Raw genomic sequence first — 20,054 nt, 5'->3', positions numbered from 1 at the left:
ATCGTCCTCCCGTATCCGGTGGAAAGCGCCGTCACCGCCCGGAACGGCGCCGAATCGTTAGCGCAGACGCAGGTCGGCCCGCTCCCGGGCGGATGCCGGGGGCGGGCCGTCGCTGCAGCGGGCGGGACCTAGCGGGTCACGGACGCCGAGATGCCGTCGTTGGGGGCGGCGGCCGCGTCGGCTGCGTCGGTCACGCTGTCATCGGCGAACGGGTCGCCGGTGCGCTGGGCGTTGTAGAGGTCGAGGTCCAGCAGGCCCTCGCGCCGGGCGACGATCGTCGGGACAAGGGCCTGGCCCGCCACGTTCACGGCGGTGCGACCCATGTCGAGGATGGGGTCGACGGCGAGGAGCAGGCCGACGCCGGCCAGGGGCAGTCCCAGCGTGGAGAGCGTGAGCGTCAGCATGACGACGGCGCCGGTGGTCCCGGCGGTCGCCGCGGAGCCGAGCACGGAGACGAGAGCGATCAGCAGGTACTGGGTGAGGCTGAGGTCGATCCCGAAGAACTGGGCCACGAAGATCGCGGCGATCGCCGGGTAGATGGCCGCGCAGCCGTCCATCTTCGTCGTCGCGCCCAGGGGCACGGCGAACGACGCGTACCCGCGGGGTACTCCGAGGTTCCGCTCCGTCACGCGCTGCGTGAGTGGCAGCGTGCCCACCGACGAGCGCGAGACGAAGGCCAGCTGGATGGCGGGCCAGGCGCCGGAGAAGTACTGCCTGACCGACAGCCCGTGCGCCTTGACGAGCACGGGGTACACCGCGAACAGCACGAGGGCCAGGCCCACGTAGATGGCCAGGGTGAACTTCCCGAGCGAGCCGATGGTGTCCCAGCCGTAGACGGCCACGGCGTTGCCGATGAGGCCGATCGTGCCGAGCGGGGCGATCCGGATGATCCACCAGAGGACCTTCTGGATGACGGCCAGGGCGGAGGCGTTGACGGCGAGGAACGGTTCGGCCTGCTTGCCCACCTTCAGGGCGGCGATGCCGACGGCCACGGCGACCACGAGGACCTGCAGCACGTTGAAGTTCAGGGCCGTGGTGACGGCTCCCGACTCGGCGACGGCCGAGGAGGCCTGGAGGCCGAGGAAGTTGGCGGGGATGAGCCCGGTCAGGAAGGCCCACCAGCTTCCCGTGTTGCCGGTGTACTCGGCGGGCTGGGTCGCCTCCGTGCCGGCGCCGGGCTGGAAGAGGACACCGAGGCCGATGCCGATGACCACGGCGATCAGGGCGGTGATGGCGAACCACAGCAGGGTCTGGCCGGCGAGCCGTGCAGCGTTGGTGACGGCGCGGAGGTTCGCGATGGAGCTCACGACGGCGGTGAAGATCAGGGGGACGACGGCGGCGCGGAGCAGGGCCACGTAGCTCGAGCCGAGGGTGGCGAGCGTGGTGCCGAGGCCGGTGGGCGTCTCCTGGGTGTGCCCCGTGTACTTGGCGATGAGGCCGAGGGCCAGCCCGACGACCAGGGCTGCGATGATCTGCGGTCCGAAGGAGGTCGCCCAGCGGGGCAGCCTGCGCCGGGTGGGCGGGGAGCTGGTTTCAGTAGACACGCCCGAAACTCTAGGGATGCCGTATACCAAGGCGAAGCGGAAGTTGCGGAATGTTACGGAGCAGCCAATCGCCGTCGTCGCCGATGCCGCGGGACTTCCGCGGAATGCCGCCACCGCCGCGGGCGGACCGGGGGAGCGCCCCGGCCCGCCTGTGACGAACGTCTACGTCAGGAGACCAGGGCGCGGCGCAGCGTATCGAGTCCCACGGAGCCCAGGTTGAGGGCCCGTGTGTGGAAGGCGCGGAGGTCGAACGCCTCACCTTCGGCCGCCCGGACCTCGTCGCGGATCTGTTCCCAGAGCCGCTGGCCGATCTTGTAGGACGGCGCCTGCCCCGGCCAGCCGAGATAGCGCGTGAACTCGAAGCTGAGCTGCCCCTCGCTGATGGCGATGTTCTTCCTCAGGAAGTCGTAGCCCTTCTCCGGCGTCCAGGTGCCTTCGCCCCACCGCTCGGGGATCTCCAGTTCGAGGTGGACGCCGAGGTCGAACACCACGCGCGCGGCGCGCATGCGCTGGGCGTCGAGCATCCCGAGGCGGTCACCGGGATCGGACAGGAACCCGAGTTCCTGCATGAGGCGTTCGGCGTACAGGGCCCAGCCCTCGCCCTGCCCGGACACCCAGATGGCGTTGCGGCGCCAGGGGTTCAGCAGCGCGCGCTGGTACGTCGCCGTCGCGACCTGCAGGTGATGCCCCGGGACCCCCTCGTGGTAGACGGTGGTCGTCTCCTTCCAGGTGGTGAAGGAATCCTCGCCCTCGGGCACGGACCACCACATGCGGCCGGGGCGCGAGAAGTCGTCGCTGGGGCCGGTGTAGTAGATGCCGCCCTCGTTGGTCGGGGCGATCCTGCACTCGAGGCGCCGCATCACGTCGGGGATGTCGAAGTGGACCCCGGCCATGGCGTCCACCGCCCTGTCGGAGAGTCCCTGCATCCAGGCCTGCAGCGCCTCGGTGCCCCGGAGCTGGCGGGCGGGATCCTCGTCGAGGATGCGGATGGCCTCCTCGATCGAGGCGCCCTCCCGGATCTCGTTCGCCACCGCCTCCTGCTCGGCGATGACGCGGTCGAGCTCCTCGACGCCCCACCGGTACGTCTCCTCGAGGTCGACGGCGGACCCGAGGAAGACACGCGACATCAGGGCGTAGTGCTCGCGGCCGACGGCGTCCTTCTCGGGGGCGGAGGGGAGGAGGTCGTCCTGCAGGAAGGACGCAAGGGTGCGGTAGGCGCCGCGGGCGGCCTCGGCGCCGGACCGCAGCCGGTCGCGGACACCCTCGGGCAGCTCGCCGTCGTCTGCGGTGGCGGTCGCGCCGAGGGCGTCGAAGAATCCGCCGTCCTCCGCATACTTGGTGGACTGTTCGATCACGATGGCGACCTGGCGGCGTGCGGCGACCAGGCCGCGCTCGCGACCGGCGCGGAGGGAGGAGATGTAGCCGTCGATCGCGCCGGGCACGTTCGCCATGCGTCCGGCGATGTGATCCCATTCCTCCGCGGTGGCGGTGGGCATGAGGTCGAAGATGGCGCGGATGTTCTGGGCGGGGCAGGCGATGTTGTTCAGCTCGGAGTAGCCGAACCCGGCGTCGTGGATCTCGAGGTCCAGTCCGAGCCTCTCCCGCATGGCGTCCAGCGTGACGGCGTCGACGTCGTCGGTCGGCTGCAGGTCCTCGAGCCGGCGCAGGGTGGTGCGGGCGGCTTCGGCGAGGGCCTCGATCCCGGCGGGCGAGTAGTCCTGGTACTCCGTCTCGTGGCCGGGCAGGCCGAGCTCGGTGGCGAAGTTGGGCATCAGCTCGAGCAGGGTCTCGTAGTACGACGTGGCGACGGCGTCGATGGCCGTGGCCTGCCGCGCGGGCTGCTCGCTGGAGGACGGGGAGGGGGCTGGGGTGTCGTGGGTCACGTTCCGAGCCTAGCGGCAGACCGTTGCCGGAGGCTACCGAGTGGGTGGTGCCGGTGTGGCTCGGACGGACGGCCACACCGGCGGATCCCGGGATCAGGGGGACGCGAGCAACTCCTTCATCTCGTCGATCTCGGCCTGCTGCGTCGTCACGATGGTCTCGGCCAGCTCGATCGCGTCCGGATTCTCGCCGTTCCCGATCTCGTCCTGCGCCATCTCGATCGCGCCCTCGTGGTGGACCGTCATGGACTCGAGGAACAGGCGCGAGGCCTCGGTGCCCTCGGCGCGCTCGAGCTCGGCCATCTCGTCCTCGTTGAGCATCCCCTCCATGCCTTCCATGGGGCCAGACCCGGATCCCATGCCGTCTCCGTCGCCCATGCCTTCCATGTCTCCCATGTCGTGGCTCTCCATGCTGTCCGGACCCATGGCGTCGTCCCAGGTCTCCAGCCAGCCCTTCATGGTGGCGATCTCGGGCGCCTGTGCGTCCCTGATCTGTGTCGCGAGGTCGCTGATCTCGGGGCTGGTGCCGTCCTTGGCGAGCATCAGCTCGCTCATCTCCACCGCCTGCTCGTGGTGGGGGATCATCATCCGGGAGAACATCACGTCCGCCTGGTTGTGCTCCTCGGATACGGTGCCGGCGCTGGCCGGCGACGTCGTCGAGCCTGCGCCGGTGCCTGCGTCGGTGCCTGTGGTGACGCAGGCGGAAAGGGTGAGGGCGGCGGCGAGGCCCAGTGCTGCCATGGAAAGGTTCTGCTTCATGATGTTCAGGTCCTTCAGTGTTCGGTGGTGGTCGACGGTGTGTGGATCCGCTCCGGGCGGAGGTCGATCCGCCGCAGCAGCTGCGCGTTCAGGGCTACGACGATCGTGGACACGCTCATCAGGACCGCGCCCGCAGCGGGGGAGAGGAGGATCCCCGCGAAGGCCAGCACCCCTGCTGCGAGGGGCACGGCCACCACGTTGTAGCCGGTGGCCCAGACGAGGTTCTGGATCATCTTGCGGTAGCTCGCGCGGGACAGGTCAATCATCGCCAGCACTGATCGGGGGTCGTTCCCCGCCAGGACCACGCCCGCCGATTCCATGGCGACATCCGTGCCTGCCCCGATCGCGATGCCCACCTCGGCGCGCGCGAGGGCTGGGGCGTCATTGACGCCGTCCCCCACCATCGCGACCCTCAGGCCGCGCGCCTGCAGTTCGGCGACCTTCGAGTCCTTGTCCTGCGGCAGGACCTCGGCGAACACCTCGTCGATCCCCAGGTCCGCTGCGACGGCGTCGGCCACCTGGCGTGCATCGCCGGTGATCATCGCGACCTTCACCCCGCGGGACTGCAGGGCCGTCACGGCGGCACGGGATTCCTCGCGGACCCTGTCCTCGAGCCTCACCGCACCGATCACGGCGCCGTCGCTGATGACGTGCAGCACGGAGGCGCCGCGGCCCACCCATGCCCGGACGGTACCCCCGATGTCCGGCGGAGTACCGAGGCCGAGTTCCCGGAGCATCGCGGGCCCGCCCACCGCGACGTCATGGCCGTCGACGGTCGCCCGGACGCCGCGGCCGGTCAGGGAACTGAAGCCGGTTCCGGTGTAGGCGAGATCCGCCGCGGCGGGGTTCGCTTGCGCTGCGGTGACGAGGGCTCGGGCGACGGGGTGCTCGCTGTCCGCTTCCGCGGCTGCGGCCAGGGCCAGCAGTTCCCCCTCCGGGACGCCGTCGACGGCAGTGGTTGCCGTGACCGCGGGGCGGCCCTCGGTGAGGGTTCCGGTCTTGTCGAAGAGCACGACGTCGACCGTGCGCATGCGTTCGAGGGCCATCCGGTTCTTGATGAGCACCCCGGCCTTCGCGGCGCGTTCGGTGGAGATCGCGATGACCAGCGGGATCGCCAGTCCCAGGGCGTGCGGGCAGGCGATCACGAGGACCGTGACGGTGCGGATCACGGCATCGTCCGGGCTCCCGAGGAGCATCCAGGCGACGAAGGTCAGGATGCCGGCGCCGAGCGCGAAGTAGAACAGCAGTGCGGCGGCCCGGTCCGCGAGGGCCTGGGCCTTCGAGGAGGATGCCTGTGCCTCGGCGACCAGGCGCTGGATGCCGGCGAGCGTGGTCTCGGAGCCGACGGCGGTCACCTCCATACGGACCGCGGTGTCGGTCGCCACGGTGCCGGCGACGACCGTCTCGCCGATCGTGCGGGAGACGGTGCGGGACTCCCCGGTGATCATCGATTCGTCGAACTCCGCGGTCCCGTCGACGATCCTCCCGTCCGCCGGGACGCGTGCGCCGGAACGGACCAGGAGGACGTCGCCCGTCGCCAGGGTGCTGACCGGCACGGTCTCGACCCCGGCAGCGGTGACCCGGTCCGCCTCGTCGGGGAGCAGTGCGGCCAGGGCGTCGAGGGCTCCGGCGGCCGACCCGAGGGCCCGCATCTCCATCCAGTGCCCGAGCAGCATGATCACGATCAGCAGGGCGAGCTCCCACCAGAAATCGAGGTCGAACCCGCCGATGCCGAGGGTGGTGATCCACGAGGCGGCGAACGCGACGCTGATCGCCATCGCGATCAGCAGCATCATGCCCGGCTGCCGGGATCTCAGCTCCGCCACCCCGCCCTTCAGGAACGGGGTGCCGCCGTAGACGAAGATCACCGTGCCCAGGATCGGGGCGATCCACGCCGAGCCGGGGAACTCGGGCGGCATGGACCCCAGGAGCATGGTGAACATGGGGCTGAACGCCAGGACGGGGATCGCGAGGGTGAGGCTGATCCAGAAACGCTGCCTGAACATCGCCGTGGAATGGCCGGCGTGCTCGCCCTGGGAGTGGACCTGGTGATCCTCGTCCACGCCATGACCCTCGTGTTCCGCAGGTGGCGGAGCTGTGGTGGATCGATTCCTGTCCATGATGTCCTCTCCTTCTCCGATGCCCGTAAACATATACCCCCCAGGGGTATACGTCAAGGGCGGGTTCCGCTTCCCGCCCCATGGTCAATTCCCGGGCCCGCGCCTACCGTGGGGGAATCACGCGAGGGGGATTTCCATGAAGCAGTTCAGGGCGCCTGTGGCGCGCATCGTCGTCGAACCGGGACGGTATGCCGACGCCGAGGAGGCCCTCCGACGCTCGGCCTTCCGGCTCGGGGTGGCCCTCACCGCGCGCCCCGACACCAACCAGGTCTCCAGCCCGGTCAGCGCGCTCTATGCCCTGTCGATGCTGCGCGCCGGCGCGGGCTCGACGACGGCGGCTGAGATGGACGCGGTCCTGGGGCTCCCGGACGAGCACCACGCGGCGATGAACGCGCTCCTCGCGACGGTGCAGTACTTCGACGGCGACCCCGTCAGCGTCGACGAGGAGGATCTGCCCGGGCAGCCCCTCGTGCACCTCGCCAACGCGGTCTTCGTCCCCGAGGGCGGGGAGATCGGGGAGGCGTTCCTCGCCACGCTCGCCCGGTACTACGGTGCGGGGGTCCACCCGGTGGACTTCGCGGACCCCGCCACGCCGGGGCTGATCGACGACTGGGTGTGGAGGGAGACCGGCGGCCGCGTCGCCAGGGCCCCGCTGGCGGTCGGCGCGGACACCGGGCTGTCGATGCTGAACGCCGTGTACTTCGCCGCGGCCTGGGATGAACCGTTCGATGCCTCCGGAACGGGCCAGGACCCCTTCACCCTGGTCACCGGCACGCGGGTCCTCGTCCCGACGATGCACGGCTACCGCTGGGTCCGGTACGCCGTGGGGCCCGACTGGCAGGGCATCGACCTGCCCTACGGGGGCGGTTTCTTCCTGCGGCTCGTCCTGCCTGCCGAGGGGGTCCCGCCCGCCTGGGACGAACAGGAGCTGGCCGGCATCGCGGACGGACTCGACGCGGCGGAGAGCATCCGCGTGGATCTCTCGCTGCCGACGTGGGAGCACAGCCTCCATCTGGACCTGATCGGGGTGCTGGCGGGTCTGGGGCTGGCGGAGACCGTAGGTCCGGGCGCCGACTTCGACGCCATCCATCCCGGGCTCCGCGTCTCGGGGGCTGCCCAGGCCGCGACCATCACGGTGGCCGAGAAGGGCACCATCGCCGCGGCCGTCACCCAGCTGGCCATGATGACGAGCGCTCCGGTGCCTCCCGAGGTCAGCATCGCCTTCGACCGGCCGTTCGGCTACCAGATCATCCACGAGGACACGGGGCTGCCGCTCTTCCTCGGCACGGTCGCCGATCCGCGCTGACGAGGCCGGGCGTCCGCCGCACGGTGGGGGTCAGCGGACGCTGCGCCGCCAGGATCCGGGGCCCGGCGTCGGACCCAGCCGCAGCAGTGCCCGCCGCACCCAGGACCGCCCATGGTTCCGGGCGTCGTACCCGGTGCCGCTTCCCTGCAGGGCGGCGACGACGGCGGTGAGCGCCGCGAGTTCCTCGTCGGTGGGGTTGCCGGACACCACCGAGAGGACCACGGCGTCGTCCGCCGCCGGGCTGTCGCCGGAGGCGTCGTCGAGCGGGTCGTGGCCGGTCACAGCGGGATGTTCCCGTGCTTCTTGGCGGGATTGGCCGAGCGCTTGTCGCGCAGGGCACGGAGGCCGCGCACGATCTGCAGGCGCGTCTCGGACGGCGCGATGACGGCGTCCACGTAGCCGAGGGCGGCCGCCTGGTACGGGTTGAGCAGTTCCTCCTCGTACTGCTGGACGACGTCGGCGCGTGCGGCCTCGACGTCCCCGCCGGCCTCGGCGACGGCCGACAGGTGCCCCCGGTACAGGATGTTGACGGCTCCCTGCGCGCCCATCACCCCGATCTGCGCGGTGGGCCAGGCGAGGTTGAGGTCCGCGCCGAGCTTCTTGGACCCCATGACGATGTACGCGCCGCCGTAGGCCTTGCGCGTGATGACCGTCAGCTTGGGGACCGTCGCCTCGGCGTAGGCGTAGAGCAGCTTCGCGCCGCGGCGGATGATGCCCTGGAACTCCTGGTCCTTGCCGGGCAGGAAGCCCGGCACGTCGACGAGGGTCAGGAGGGGGATGTTGAAGGCGTCGCAGTGGCGCACGAAGCGCGCGGCCTTCTCCGAGGCGTTGATGTCGAGCGTCCCGGCGAACTGCAGGGGCTGGTTGGCGACGATGCCGATGGTGTGGCCCTCCACGCGGGCGTAGCCGGTGATGATGTTCGGCGCGTACAGCGCCTGCATCTCGAGGAAGTGGGCGTCGTCCACGACCGCTTCGATGACGGCGTGCATGTCGTAGGGCTGGTTCGCGGCGTCGGGGATCAGGGTGTCGAGCGCGAGGTCCTCGTCCGTCTCCTCGGGTTCCTCGACGAACGCCGTCAGCGGGGCCTCCGCGAGATTGTTGGAGGGCAGGAAGTCGAGGAGTTCGCGGACGAAGCCGATGGCGTCCGCCTCGTCCGTGGCGAGATACGCGGAGGTGCCCGTCGTCGTGTTGTGCTGGCGCGCCCCGCCGAGGGTCTCCATGTCCACGTCCTCGCCGGTCACGGTCTTGATGACGTCCGGGCCCGTGATGAACATGTGCGAGGTCCTGTCCACCATGACCACGAAGTCGGTGAGCGCGGGGGAGTAGGCCGCCCCGCCGGCGCACGGGCCCATGATCAGGGAGATCTGCGGGACCACCCCCGAAGCATGGACGTTGTTGCGGAAGATGTCCGCGAACATCGCCAGCGACGCCACGCCCTCCTGGATGCGGGCGCCCCCGCCGTCGTTGATGCCGATCACGGGGCAGCCGTTGCGCAGTGCGAACTCCTGCACCTTGACGATCTTCTCCCCGTTCACCTGGCTCAGCGAACCGCCGTAGACGGTGAAGTCCTGGCTGTAGACGGCGACCAGCCGGCCGTCGACGGTCGCGTACCCGGACACGACGCCGTCGCCCAGGGGCTTCTTCCTCTCCATGCCGAAGGCCGTGGAGCGGTGCACCGCGAGGGCGTCGAACTCGACGAAGGAGCCCTCGTCCACGAGCAGGTCGATGCGCTCGCGCGCCGTGTTCTTGCCCCGGGCGTGCTGCCGCTCGATCGCCTCGGGTCCCGAGGGCTGCTCCGAGAGCTCCTTGCGCCTCCGGAAGTCGGCGAGCTTCCCGGCCGTCGTGGTGAGGTCGGGCTGCAGGTCCTGATGCATGAATACTCCGGTCGGCGGGTCGAGGAGGGCGGGCGCCACCGGGGGAGCCCCAGCCGTGACTGGAGGTTTCCGACAACGGACGGCGCGTTTCCCTCAGTCTAGTGAGGATCCGGGGGCGCGCCGTTGTAGGACGTCTACAGTTTCCGCCGTCATCGCTTAGCCGGGCCACCGATGTTACCCGCGGGTAACATCGGTGCGTCGCGGGCCGTCCGGGGCTCACCGCTGCTTATGGTGGAGCCATGACCGAACGCAACGAAGCGCAGGAACCACAGGCCCCGGCCACGCTCGCCGGACGCACCATCCTCATGTCCGGCGGAAGCCGGGGCATCGGCCTGGCCATCGCCCTCCGCGCCGCCCGTGACGGCGCGAACGTGGCCATCATGGCCAAGACCGGGGAGCCTCACCCGAAGCTCGAGGGCACCGTGTACACCGCCGCGGAGCAGATCGAGGCCGCGGGCGGGATGGCCCTGCCGATCGTGGGGGACGTACGGAACGACGACGACGTCGCCTCCGCCGTGGACGCGACCGTCGAGGCGTTCGGCGGCATCGACGTCGTCGTGAACAACGCCTCCGCGATCGACCTGTCGAAGACACCCGACGTGGACATGAAGCGGTACGACCTCATGGCCGACATCAACGTGCGGGGCACCTTCATGCTCAGCAAGTTCGCGCTCGAGGCGCTCCGGGCCTCGCCGAACCCGCACATCCTGACGCTCTCCCCGCCCCTGAACCTCGCGCCGAAGTGGGCGGGCCTGCACCTCGCCTACACCATGGCGAAGTACGGGATGAGCCTGACCACCCTCGGCCTCGCGGAGGAGCTCGAGGACGACGGCGTGGCCGTCAACTCGCTGTGGCCCGCCACCCTGATCGACACCGCGGCCATCCGCAACATGCCCGGCGGGAGCCGCCTCGTACAGGCGGCCCGCAGCCCGGAGATCGTCGCCGACGCCGCCCACGCCGTCCTCGTCCGTCCGTCGCGCAGCTGCACCGGGAACTTCTACACGGACGAGCAGGTGCTGCGCGAGGAAGGCGTCACCGACCTGACCCGGTACAGCCTCGGCGTCCCGGAGGACCGGCTGGTCCCCGACATCTTCCTCTGACGCCCCGGCCGGTGCACGCGGGGCCGGATAGGATCGATGTCATGTCCTCCCCCTACTCCAATCTCGAGCGCCCCGGCCTGAACCTCGGCGCGCTGAGGACAGCCCTGTGCATGCCGGCCGGTCCGTTCTCGCGGCTCGACGTCGTGGCCACGACCGGGTCCACCAACACCGACCTCGTAGAGCACGCCCAGGTGGAGGCGGCCGGGTGGCCGGACCTCAGCGTGCTCGCGGCGGAGACGCAGACCGCGGGGCGCGGCCGGCTGGACCGCAGCTGGGTGGCACCGGAACGCTCCTCGCTCTTCGTGAGCGTGCTCCTGCGCCCCTTCAACCGGCACGGCCGGCCCGTCCCCACCGGCGCCTACTCGTGGCTCTCCCTGCTCGCCGCACTCGCGGTCGCGGAGAGTGTCGAGGAACGCACCAAGATCTCCCCGCAGCTGAAGTGGCCCAACGACGTCACCGTGGACGGGCGGAAGCTCGCCGGTGTCCTGGCCCAGTTCGTGCCGGGGGCGGGCGCCGAGCCGCCCGCCGTCGTCGTCGGGGTGGGGCTGAACGTCAGCCTCACCGACGACGAGCTCCCCGTCCCCACCGCCACGAGCCTGCTCCTCGAGTACGCCGGGACCACGGACCGCAACGTCCTGCTGAAGTCCTTCCTGCGCACGTTCGCCGACCACTACCGTGCCTTCTGCGACGTCGACGGCGACGCCGGCGCGGCATGGGACTCCGGGCCGTCGCTGCTGGAGCGCATCGGCGCCCGCATGGCGACGCTCGGCCGGGACGTCCGCGCGGAGCTGCCCGGCGGCGTCGTGGTGGCCGGACGCGCCCTGTCCCTCGACGCGCACGGCGGGCTCGTGGTGCGCGACGACGACGGCGAGCGCCACACCATCTCCGCCGGCGACGTGGTGCACGTGCGCCCGCAGGTGTAGCCCGTGCGGATCAGGCTGCTGCCCGGGGAGCGTGTCCTCGTCCGTACCCGGCCCAACCCCCTGCCGCTCGCCGGGCCGGTCGTCGCTGGGTTCCTCCTCCTCGCCGTCGGGAGTTTCGGGCTCGGCTACCTCGCCCGGCCCGATCTCCCCGCCGGCGTGGCCGAGTGGCAGCCCGTGCTCCTGCCGGTGGTGTTCGGCGTCGCGGTGCTGGTGTTCCTGTGGGTGGTGGGGCGGCCACTGCTCCGGTGGGCCGGCAACCGGTACGTCCTCACGAGCATGCGCCTCATCCACCGGTCGGGGACGGGGCGGCGCACCGAGCACCAGATCAACCTGTCGGCGATCTCGCAGCTCCAGACGAACCAGGGGCTGATGCAGCGGATGGTGGGCAGCGGGACGCTCATCGCGGACCTCGGATTCGACCGGGCGCACGCCTACCGGCACGTTCCGCAGATCGCAACGTTCAAGGACTACGTGGTCCAGGCGATCGGCGAGCTCCCGCTCACCCGCATGTTCGACGGAGTAGACATGGAAATCGATCCGCAGTACGCCCGCGGCGGGACGCCCCGGGTGCAGCAGGAATGGAGGGACACGCAACCGTGACAGTCGAGCACCGCCGTGAGGCCGGGCAGCCCGAAGACCCGGAGGGCGCCGCAGGCGAGGCCATCCGGGCGTCCGGGCAGACCGGGAACGCCCCCGACGCCGCAGCCTCGACGTCACCGAAGGCCGTGTGGCAGCTCCAGTCCGACATGGCGACCGGAGGCGGCCCGGAGGATGCTCCGTCGAGCGGGGCGCCGATCGAACTGGACCGTGAGACGATCCGCCGCCTGGAGCGCGAACTCCTCGGGGCCGAGCGCACCCTCAAGCGCCGCGACATCGCGGCGGGCGCGGGCGTGTCCCTGCTGTCCGCCCGCAAGCTGTGGCGCGCCATGGGCTTCCCCAACATCGGGGACGACGACGTCGCCTTCACCGAGAAGGACCTCGGCGCCCTCACCACGATCATCGACCTGGTGCGCCAGGAGCAGCTCACCGAGGACGCCGCCATCTCGATCACGCGGGCCGTCGGCCAGATGACGGACCGCATGGTCGTCTGGCAGATCGAGGCGATCGTGGAGGAGATGGTGGCGCAGCGCGGGCTCTCCGACGCCGACGCGCGGAAGACCCTCGTGTCCGAACTGCCGGACCTCATCGATCCGCTCGAGAAGACGCTGGTCTACGCGTGGCGCCGCCAGATGAACGCCGCGGTCCAGCGGCTGGCGCTCCGCGCCGAATCAGGCCTGGCCTCGAGCGAGACGGGCCGCGCCGGGGACGAGCAGGACGCCCCGCTGCCGCTCGCGCGCGCCGTGGGCTTCGCCGACCTCGTGTCCTACACGAGCCTGTCCCGGCAGATGAACGAGCGGACGCTCGCGCAGCTCGTGCAGCGGTTCGAGAACAAGAGCGCCGAGATCATCTCCGTGGGCGGCGGCCGGCTCGTGAAGACGATCGGCGACGAGGTCCTCTACATCGCCGAGTCGCCGGAGGCCGGGGCCGAGATCTCGCTGGCCCTGGCCAAGGCCTTCTCCGAGGACGAATTCCTCCCCGCCGCCCGCTGCTCCCTCGTGTGGGGCCGCGTGCTCTCGCGGCTCGGCGACATCTACGGGCCGACGGTCAACCTCGCGGCGCGCCTCACCGCGCTCGCGGAACCGGGCGAGGTCCTCGTGGATTCCGGCACCGCCGCGACGCTCTCCGCCAACGAGAGGTTCGTCCTCGTGCCGCACGAGCCGCGGCAGGTCCGCGGCTTCGGGGAGGTGCAGCCCGTGACCCTCGCGCGGGGGACCGGCACGGGGATCATCCTCGACTGACTTCACGACCTCGCGGGTCCTGCGGCGGCGCTTCGGCGTCTCCGAGCGGGCAGAGGGCAGAATGGGGACATGACTGACCAGCAGGGCTGCATGCCCCTCACCCCGGCCCGTCCCCTCCGCACGTCGCGAGGAACGGCATGAGCGAACCGCGGGCGAACGGCTCACACGCCGTCGACGTCGGGCCCACCTCCGAGGGCATCTCCGGTTCCGCCCCCCGGCAGCAGGACGCCGGGACGGCACCCGGTCTCGGTGTCCGGCTGACCTACGGCTTCGGCACCGACCGCGGGCTGCGCCGTGAACTGAACGAGGACTCCTTCCTCGCCGTCGAGCCGGTCTTCGCCGTCGCGGACGGGATGGGCGGACATGAGGCCGGCGAGGTGGCCAGCAGCGTCGTCGTGCGCACCCTGGAGGGCAGCAGCCTCGCGGGGACGCGCATGCCCAAGCTCACGGCGACCGACCTCGAGGAGATCATCCAGCAGGCCGACCAGCGCATCCGGAGCGAGGCCGGCGGGCACGCGGGCACCACCCTGACGGGCGTCGTGCTCGTCGAGGAGGCCGGTGCCCCCTCCTGGCTGTTCTTCAACGTGGGGGACTCCCGGGCGTACCGGTTGAGCAGCGGCACCTTCGGGCAGATCTCCGTGGACCACTCCGAGGTCCAGGAACTCGTGGACCTCGGGAGCATCACCGAGGACGAGGCCAGGACCCACCACCGCCGGCATGTGGTGACCCGCGCCCTGGGGACCGGGGACGACGCCGACCCGGACTTCTGGCTGATGCCGGTCGAGGACCGCGACCGCATCCTGCTCTGCTCGGACGGATTGAGCGGCGAAGTGACCGACGAGGACATCTACACGATCCTGGCCACCGTCCCGGACCCGCAGGAGGCGTGCGACGAGCTGATCGCGGCGGCCCTCCGGTCCGGAGCCCGCGACAACGTGACCGTGATCGTCGTCGACGCCTCCGATCCCGACGCCTCGGATCCCGACGCCTCGGATCCCGACGGCCCGGATCGGGACGGGGACAGGCCGCGCTCCGGTGCCGCTGCGGGTGGCCGGTTCGTCGCGGACGGCGACCGCTGGCCGGTGTCGGAGCCGTAGGGCAGGATGAGGAAAGTGACCCCAGGACTCGAGAGTGCATCGGTAGACGCCACCCCCGCCGGGCAGGGCGGCCCCCCCAGCGACGAGCTCCGTGAGGAGTACGCGCAGCTCGCCGAGGACGTCCGTGTGCACCGTGCCGCGTACTACCAGGACGCCGCGCCCACCATCTCCGATGCCGAGTTCGACGCCCTGTTCCGCCGCCTCGAGGAGCTCGAGGCGCTCCACCCGGAGCTCGTCGCGAACGATTCGCCGACGCAGGAGGTGGGCGGCGAGGTGTCCGCGGCGTTCACCCCCGTGAACCACCTGGCCCGCATGTACAGCCTCGAGGACGTCTTCTCCCTCGACGAGCTGACGGCCTGGCTGGATCGCGCGAGCGCCGGCGTCGAGCAGCGCAGCCCCGGCGCGACCGTCGAGTGGCTGACGGAACTCAAGATCGACGGCCTCGCCGTGAACCTGCTCTACCGCAACGGGGAACTGGTGCGCGCCGCGACGCGCGGTGACGGCGTCACGGGCGAGGACATCACCCACAACGTCCTCACGATCGCCTCCATCCCCCGGCACCTCGCGGGCACGGACCACCCCGAGGAGGTGGAGATCCGCGGCGAGGTGTTCTTCCCCACCAAGGAATTCGGCCAGCTCAACGAGCGCATGGTGGCCGCGGGGAAAGCGCCCTTCGCCAACCCGCGGAACGCCGCCGCCGGCTCCCTGCGCCAGAAGGACCCGACCATGACGGCGGAGAGGCCGCTGGACATGTACGTGCACGGCATCGGTGCCCGGACGGGGCTGTCGGCCGGGACGCAGTCGGAGACCTACGAGCTGCTGAAGGGGTGGGGCCTGCCGACGTCCCCCTACTACCGGGTGCTCCATAGCCAGGCCGAGGTCGTCGACTTCATCGCGCACCACGGCGACCACCGCCACGACCTGCTCCACGAGATCGACGGCATCGTGGTCAAGGTGGACAGCTTCGCGCTGCAGCGCGCCCTCGGCCACACCTCCCGCGTGCCTCGCTGGTCGGTGGCGTACAAGTACCCGCCCGAGGAGGTGAACACGAAGCTGCTCGACATCCTCGTGAACGTCGGCCGGACGGGCCGCGTCACGCCGTTCGGGCTGATGGAGCCGGTCAAGGTCGCCGGGTCCACGGTGGGGATGGCCACGCTGCACAACCAGGAGGTGGTCAAGGCCAAGGGTGTGATGATCGGCGACATCGTGGTGCTCCGGAAGGCGGGCGACGTCATCCCGGAGATCGTGGGCCCGGTCATGGCCCTGCGCGACAAGCAGGACCCGCCTGTCCGCGAGTTCGTGATGCCCACCGAGTGCCCGTCCTGCGGGACCCCGCTGCAGCCGGCGAAGGAGGGCGACGTCGACATCCGCTGCCCCAACGCCCGCTCGTGCCCCTCGCAGCTGCGCGAGCGCGTGTTCCACCTCGCAGGCCGCGGCGCCTTCGACATCGAGGCCCTCGGCTGGGAGGCGGCCATCGCCCTCACGCAGCCCGCCGAGCCCTCGGTACCGCCCATCACCACCGAGGCCGACATCTTCGACCTCACCCCGGAGAAGCTGGCGGACGTCAGGATCGAGCGGGACAAGAAGGTCAAGGGCGTCGTCACGGGCCGCGAACTCGTGCCCTACTTCTACTCCAAGGGCACCGCGAAGAAGCCCTCCGAACCCAGTGCCACCACCCGGAAGCTCTTCACCGAACTGGAGAAGGCGAAGACGCAGCCGCTGTGGCGCGTGCTCGTGGCGCTCTCCATCCGGCACGTCGGCCCCACCGCGTCGCGCGCCCTCGCCACGGCCTTCGGATCCATGGAGCGGATCCGCGCCGCGAGCGAGGAGGAGCTCGCCGGCGTCGACGGCGTCGGCCCCACCATCGCCGTCGCGCTCACCGAGTGGTTCGCGGAGGACTGGCACCGCGAGATCGTGGACCGGTGGGCCGCGGCCGGGGTCCGCATGGAGGACGACGTCGACGAGAGCACGCCGCGCACCCTCGAGGGCCTCACCGTCGTCGTGACGGGGTCCCTCGAGCGGTACAACCGCGACGAGGCGAAGGAAGCGATCATCACGCGCGGCGGCAAGGCCGCCGGCTCGGTGTCGAAGAACACGAGCTACGTGGTGGCCGGGGAGAACGCCGGCACCAAGCTGGAGAAGGCCGAGACGCTCGGCATCCCGGTCCTCGACGAGGAGGGCTTCATCGCCCTCCTCGAGAACGGCCCCGCAAATGGGGAGCCCGACGACGGCGGACCGGCCGGGAACGACGGCGACGAGAGCGAGGACACCGAGCTGGCCGAGGAGCTCGAGGCCGGGGCCGGCACGGATCCGGACGGACGGACCGTCCGATGACCGCCGCGCCCGGGACCGGCGACGCCCGGGCACCCGCCCCGGAGGTGCTCCTCCATCTGGCCCGGCAGGCCGCCGCGGCAGGCGCCGCCGTGCTGGCCCGGCGTGATCCCGAGGCGCTGGACGCCACCAGCAAGAGCTCGGACAGCGACTGGGTGACCGCGTTCGACGTCGCCGCGGAACACGCGGTCCGGACCGTCATCGCGGGCGCGCGGCCGCACGACGCGATCACGGGCGAGGAGCTCGGCACCACGGTGCCCGGCGGGTCCACCCCGGGCGGCGACGGCGTCCGCTGGTCGATCGATCCCCTCGACGGCACCACCAACTTCATCCGCAACATCGTCTACTACGGCACGTCCGTGGCCGCCGCCGGCCCCGACGGCACCTGGCTCGCCGGCGTCGTCCACGCGCCCGCGCTGCACCGCATCTACTGGGCGTCCCGCGGCGGGGGAGCCTGGCTGAGCGACCACGGGGCCGTGCGGCGCCTCGGGGGCCCGCGCACCAGGCAGGGACGGCTCCTCGGCACCGGATTCTCCTACGACGCCGCCATCCGGGCGGAGCAGGTCGTCGCCCTCGGGACGCTCCTCGAGGGCTACGGGGACGTCCGCCGCCTCGGCTCGGCGGCCCTGGACCTGTGCCTCGTGGCCGACAGCACGCTCGACGCCTTCGTGGAACGCGGCCTGCACGAGCACGACTACGCGGCCGGCGCCCTGATCGCCGAGGAGGCCGGCCTGTCCGTCCACCGGCCGGCGCTCCGACCCCTGCTCGACGGCGGCCCTACCGAGGCCGAGCGGCTGGCGGAGGTCACCGCGGCCGCACCCGCCGCGTTCATCGGCTCCCTCACCGGGTCTGTGCCCGGTTCCGCGCCCGGGTCTGTGCCCGGTTCCGCGCCCGGGTCTGTGCCCGGTTCCGCGCCCGGGTCTGTGCCCGGTTCCACGCCCGGTGAGGGCCGGGCATGACCGCTCCGTCCTGGCAGAAGGTGCTGTCCACCCTCGCCGGCGGACGCTCCCGCGAACTGTATGCCCGGGCCGTGCTCGGGCAGCCGCTCGACGCCACACCGAAGGAGCTGCAGCGGCTGGTCGACGCCGGACTGCTGACGCCGGAACACGCCGTCGCGGAGGGGCTCTTCACGGACGTGCTCGCCGCCGCGGCGCCCACCCCGAAAGGGGTGGACCGGTTCTTCCGGGACGGGCGGATCGACGGCCTGCCGCGCGCCGGGCAGGACCGCACCGCCCTGCTGGCGCACCTCGCCGGGAGGCTCCTCCCGGCCGACATGGAACTCGGCGAACCCGAGGTCAACCGTCTGCTGGCGACCGTCACGCACGACATACCGACGCTGCGCCGCGCGCTCGTGGACCACGGGTATCTGGAGCGCTATCCGGACGGGACGGGCTATCGACGGGTCACAGAGGCTCCCTGAGACACGGCCAGGCGTTCGGTCGGGGTGCCGTCGGCCCAGGTGCCGTCAGTCCAGGTGCCGGAACCGCGGCCAGAGCTCCGACCACGGCCGGGTCCGCTCGCACACGAGGACGGGCTGCCCCTGTTCCTCGTTGTCGACGTCGAGCCCGTTGTCCAGGCGGGCCACCTCCTCACAGGACACGAACAGGGTCGACGCCAGCCCGGCCTGCCCGCCGATCACGATCACGGTGCGCGCATCCTCAGGAGGCGTGGAGAGGTAGTACAGCTCGTTGTGGCCGCTGTGCGCGGGGGGCAGTCCGCGGGCGGGCCCGTACCGGTGCAGGGCCCCGGCCTCACCGTAATTGCTGGCGATGAGGGTGGCGTCGGACGGGTCGGGAAGACTCGCGACGACGTCGCCGATCTGGTCGACATACGCGGGCCAGCCCACCTGATCGCGCGCCAGCTGGTTGATCTCCGGGACCGGGGTCCGGCCCAGGACACCCACGGGGATGACCGGGAGGGTGATCGCCATGGAGACGACCGCGTTGACGGCCACCACCGCCCACACCGTGCGGCGTCGCCCCCGGGAGCGCATGATCGCGGCGGCGGGGACACACCCGACGGCGAAGAGCACGACGACGAGCCCGGCCGGGTAGTAGATCTGTCCTCCGGCCAGGAAGGCGAGGGCCAGGAGCACCACGAACGCGGCGGCGATGAAGCGCACCTGTCTCCATTCAGCGCGGCGCAGCAGGTGCCACCAGCCGAGGCACCAGACCAACGCCAGCGGCGGGCCGAGGGTGACGAACAGGAACCACCACATGTCCACGCGGGTGTCCGCGGCGTTGTTCTCGTTCAGGGCCGCCCCCATGGACAGCTGCGGCCAGTCATGGGCCCACTGGAACAGGACGTTGGGCGCCGCCACGGCCAGGGTGAGGGCGCCGCCGAGCCATGGCCACGGCGTCGCGAGCAGCCGGCGGGGGCCGGCGACGAGCAGCCCGGCCAGGAGCGACATCAGCAGGCCCGCGATCAGCAGCTTGTTGTAGGTGGCCAGGCCGGCGACGATCCCGGCCGCCAGCCACCACGCGGGCGCATCCCGAAGGACTGCCCGGACCACGCACAGGACGACGGCGGGCCAGAACACGAGGTCCACGGAGGCGGTCAGCATCACGTGACCGAAGAGCAGGGGGACCACGCCGAAGCCGAACCCCCACGCGCACAAACCCTGTGCGTACGCCGCGCCGCCGAACTCCCGCGTAATCAGGACCACGACCACGAGTGCCAGGAGGGTCGAGAGGGTCGCAGGGATCCGGACGGCCCACACCTCGTCCGCGATGAGGCCGAAGGATCGGACCAGCCACGGCGTCAGGGGCGGCTGGTCGATGTACCCCCACGCCGGGGGAAGCATCCGAAAGTACAGTTCGTCCCGGTGATAGCCGTAACTTCCGGACACGAGCGTGAGCAGCAGGCAGAGCACCGCTGCCGGGACCGCCACCGTGCGACCCGCGAAGGGTGGCAGGGCGCGCGTCGGCGCCGCCCGGTACATCGCGGGCCGTGCCGTCCGGTCACCGCTCATCGGGGCGGCTCACGTCGGTGCCGTCGACAGAGTGGGCGCGGGTGGACAGCAGGCATACGATCTCCCCTTCGTCGCGTGCTTGGCGGATGTCAGGGCGGGCTTAGCAGGAAGCTTGCAGTGTTGCACCCTGGTCGTCACCACACCAGAGGGCGTTGCCCAGTCTTCTCTCTCGACGGGGACGGTCCCGTCCTCTGCCTCGGCGGTGCCGGTCCCGCCCGCGGAAGCTAGTGGGTGGGGCTGCAGGCCACGGACGCCTGGACTCCAGGTCGACTGGGCGTCACGGCCCGATGTCGATCAATAGGCGCAGGGCC

Annotated in this window: 16 protein-coding genes; 9 read left to right on the top strand and 7 right to left on the bottom strand. The window is 71.3% G+C overall.

Annotated elements, in window-relative coordinates:
* Window positions 1–128: 128 nt before the first annotated feature.
* The 4 genes from AC4D2F_RS11660 to AC4D2F_RS11645 form a co-directional block, all read right to left on the bottom strand.
* A complete protein-coding gene (locus AC4D2F_RS11660) occupies window positions 129–1,544 on the bottom strand; it encodes a dicarboxylate/amino acid:cation symporter (RefSeq protein ID WP_490910704.1) in 1,416 nt (471 codons plus the stop codon).
* Window positions 1,545–1,711: 167 nt separating this feature from the next.
* The gene (locus tag AC4D2F_RS11655; RefSeq protein ID WP_490910703.1) at window positions 1,712–3,427 is read right to left on the bottom strand and encodes a DUF885 domain-containing protein; all 1,716 of its coding nucleotides are present in this window, start codon (window positions 3,425–3,427) and stop codon (window positions 1,712–1,714) included.
* A gap of 93 nt (window positions 3,428–3,520) precedes the next feature.
* A complete protein-coding gene (locus AC4D2F_RS11650) occupies window positions 3,521–4,183 on the bottom strand; it encodes a DUF305 domain-containing protein (protein WP_490910702.1) in 663 nt (220 codons plus the stop codon).
* Window positions 4,184–4,197: 14 nt separating this feature from the next.
* Window positions 4,198–6,303 (bottom strand): copper-translocating P-type ATPase, encoded by a 2,106-nt coding sequence (locus tag AC4D2F_RS11645; protein WP_490910701.1) that lies wholly within the window; start codon window positions 6,301–6,303, stop codon window positions 4,198–4,200.
* A 136-nt stretch (window positions 6,304–6,439) separates the two neighbouring features.
* On the opposite strand from AC4D2F_RS11645, the gene AC4D2F_RS11640 reads away from it, so the two are divergent.
* Window positions 6,440–7,609 (top strand): serpin family protein, encoded by a 1,170-nt coding sequence (locus AC4D2F_RS11640; protein ID WP_490910700.1) that lies wholly within the window; start codon window positions 6,440–6,442, stop codon window positions 7,607–7,609.
* Between the two features lie 30 nt (window positions 7,610–7,639).
* Here AC4D2F_RS11640 and AC4D2F_RS11635 read toward each other — a convergent pair whose 3' ends face one another.
* Window positions 7,640–7,891, bottom strand: a complete 252-nt coding sequence (locus AC4D2F_RS11635; RefSeq protein ID WP_104168361.1) for an acyl-CoA carboxylase epsilon subunit — start codon at window positions 7,889–7,891, stop codon at window positions 7,640–7,642.
* Complete coding sequence (locus tag AC4D2F_RS11630) at window positions 7,888–9,471, bottom strand: acyl-CoA carboxylase subunit beta (RefSeq protein WP_490911096.1); 1,584 nt, start codon at window positions 9,469–9,471, stop codon at window positions 7,888–7,890. Before AC4D2F_RS11630 ends, AC4D2F_RS11635 begins: the two co-directional genes overlap by 4 nt.
* Window positions 9,472–9,722: 251 nt before the next feature.
* Between AC4D2F_RS11630 and AC4D2F_RS11625 the strand changes: the two genes are divergently transcribed.
* The 8 genes from AC4D2F_RS11625 to AC4D2F_RS11590 all read left to right on the top strand — a co-directional run bounded on the left by AC4D2F_RS11625 (window position 9,723) and on the right by AC4D2F_RS11590 (window position 18,192).
* Window positions 9,723–10,583 carry an SDR family oxidoreductase gene (locus AC4D2F_RS11625; RefSeq protein WP_490910699.1) on the top strand — a complete coding sequence of 287 codons (861 nt, stop codon included), beginning with the start codon at window positions 9,723–9,725 and terminating at the stop codon, window positions 10,581–10,583.
* Window positions 10,584–10,624: 41 nt separating this feature from the next.
* Complete coding sequence (locus AC4D2F_RS11620; RefSeq protein ID WP_104168359.1) at window positions 10,625–11,506, top strand: biotin--[acetyl-CoA-carboxylase] ligase; 882 nt, start codon at window positions 10,625–10,627, stop codon at window positions 11,504–11,506.
* Window positions 11,507–11,509: 3 nt separating this feature from the next.
* On the top strand, window positions 11,510–12,106 hold the full coding sequence (locus tag AC4D2F_RS11615; protein WP_490910698.1) for a PH domain-containing protein: 597 nt from the start codon (window positions 11,510–11,512) through the stop codon (window positions 12,104–12,106).
* Entirely contained in the window at window positions 12,103–13,344 is a 1,242-nt protein-coding gene (locus AC4D2F_RS11610; protein WP_490910697.1) for an adenylate/guanylate cyclase domain-containing protein, read from the top strand. The genes AC4D2F_RS11615 and AC4D2F_RS11610 overlap by 4 nt, the downstream gene beginning before the upstream one ends.
* A gap of 137 nt (window positions 13,345–13,481) precedes the next feature.
* On the top strand, window positions 13,482–14,441 hold the full coding sequence (locus AC4D2F_RS11605; protein ID WP_490910696.1) for a PP2C family protein-serine/threonine phosphatase: 960 nt from the start codon (window positions 13,482–13,484) through the stop codon (window positions 14,439–14,441).
* Window positions 14,442–14,447: 6 nt separating this feature from the next.
* Window positions 14,448–16,775, top strand: a complete 2,328-nt coding sequence (gene ligA, locus AC4D2F_RS11600; protein ID WP_490910695.1) for an NAD-dependent DNA ligase LigA — start codon at window positions 14,448–14,450, stop codon at window positions 16,773–16,775.
* The gene (locus AC4D2F_RS11595; protein ID WP_490910694.1) at window positions 16,772–17,731 is read left to right on the top strand and encodes an inositol monophosphatase family protein; all 960 of its coding nucleotides are present in this window, start codon (window positions 16,772–16,774) and stop codon (window positions 17,729–17,731) included. Before ligA ends, AC4D2F_RS11595 begins: the two co-directional genes overlap by 4 nt.
* Window positions 17,728–18,192 (top strand): DUF2087 domain-containing protein, encoded by a 465-nt coding sequence (locus AC4D2F_RS11590; protein WP_490910693.1) that lies wholly within the window; start codon window positions 17,728–17,730, stop codon window positions 18,190–18,192. Before AC4D2F_RS11595 ends, AC4D2F_RS11590 begins: the two co-directional genes overlap by 4 nt.
* A gap of 45 nt (window positions 18,193–18,237) precedes the next feature.
* Here AC4D2F_RS11590 and AC4D2F_RS11585 read toward each other — a convergent pair whose 3' ends face one another.
* A complete protein-coding gene (locus AC4D2F_RS11585) occupies window positions 18,238–19,743 on the bottom strand; it encodes a glycosyltransferase family 39 protein (RefSeq protein WP_490910692.1) in 1,506 nt (501 codons plus the stop codon).
* Between the last annotated feature and the right edge of the window lie 311 nt (window positions 19,744–20,054).

It is taken from the genome of Arthrobacter sp. TJ-263, from assembly GCF_058269155.1.
This window is presented reverse-complemented; position numbering and strand designations above follow the sequence as displayed.

What these genes read in the sequence shown, in the direction of transcription:
- AC4D2F_RS11645 (WP_490910701.1), bottom strand. Translation starts at nt 6,303, where the DNA reads ATGGACAGGAATCGATCCACCACAGCTCCGCCACCTGCGGAACACGAG.
- AC4D2F_RS11620 (WP_104168359.1), top strand. Translation starts at nt 10,625, where the DNA reads ATGTCCTCCCCCTACTCCAATCTCGAGCGCCCCGGCCTGAACCTCGGC.
- AC4D2F_RS11650 (WP_490910702.1), bottom strand. Translation starts at nt 4,183, where the DNA reads ATGAAGCAGAACCTTTCCATGGCAGCACTGGGCCTCGCCGCCGCCCTC.
- AC4D2F_RS11605 (WP_490910696.1), top strand. Translation starts at nt 13,482, where the DNA reads ATGAGCGAACCGCGGGCGAACGGCTCACACGCCGTCGACGTCGGGCCC.
- AC4D2F_RS11625 (WP_490910699.1), top strand. Translation starts at nt 9,723, where the DNA reads ATGACCGAACGCAACGAAGCGCAGGAACCACAGGCCCCGGCCACGCTC.
- AC4D2F_RS11595 (WP_490910694.1), top strand. Translation starts at nt 16,772, where the DNA reads ATGACCGCCGCGCCCGGGACCGGCGACGCCCGGGCACCCGCCCCGGAG.
- AC4D2F_RS11640 (WP_490910700.1), top strand. Translation starts at nt 6,440, where the DNA reads ATGAAGCAGTTCAGGGCGCCTGTGGCGCGCATCGTCGTCGAACCGGGA.
- AC4D2F_RS11585 (WP_490910692.1), bottom strand. Translation starts at nt 19,743, where the DNA reads ATGAGCGGTGACCGGACGGCACGGCCCGCGATGTACCGGGCGGCGCCG.
- AC4D2F_RS11590 (WP_490910693.1), top strand. Translation starts at nt 17,728, where the DNA reads ATGACCGCTCCGTCCTGGCAGAAGGTGCTGTCCACCCTCGCCGGCGGA.
- ligA (WP_490910695.1), top strand. Translation starts at nt 14,448, where the DNA reads ATGAGGAAAGTGACCCCAGGACTCGAGAGTGCATCGGTAGACGCCACC.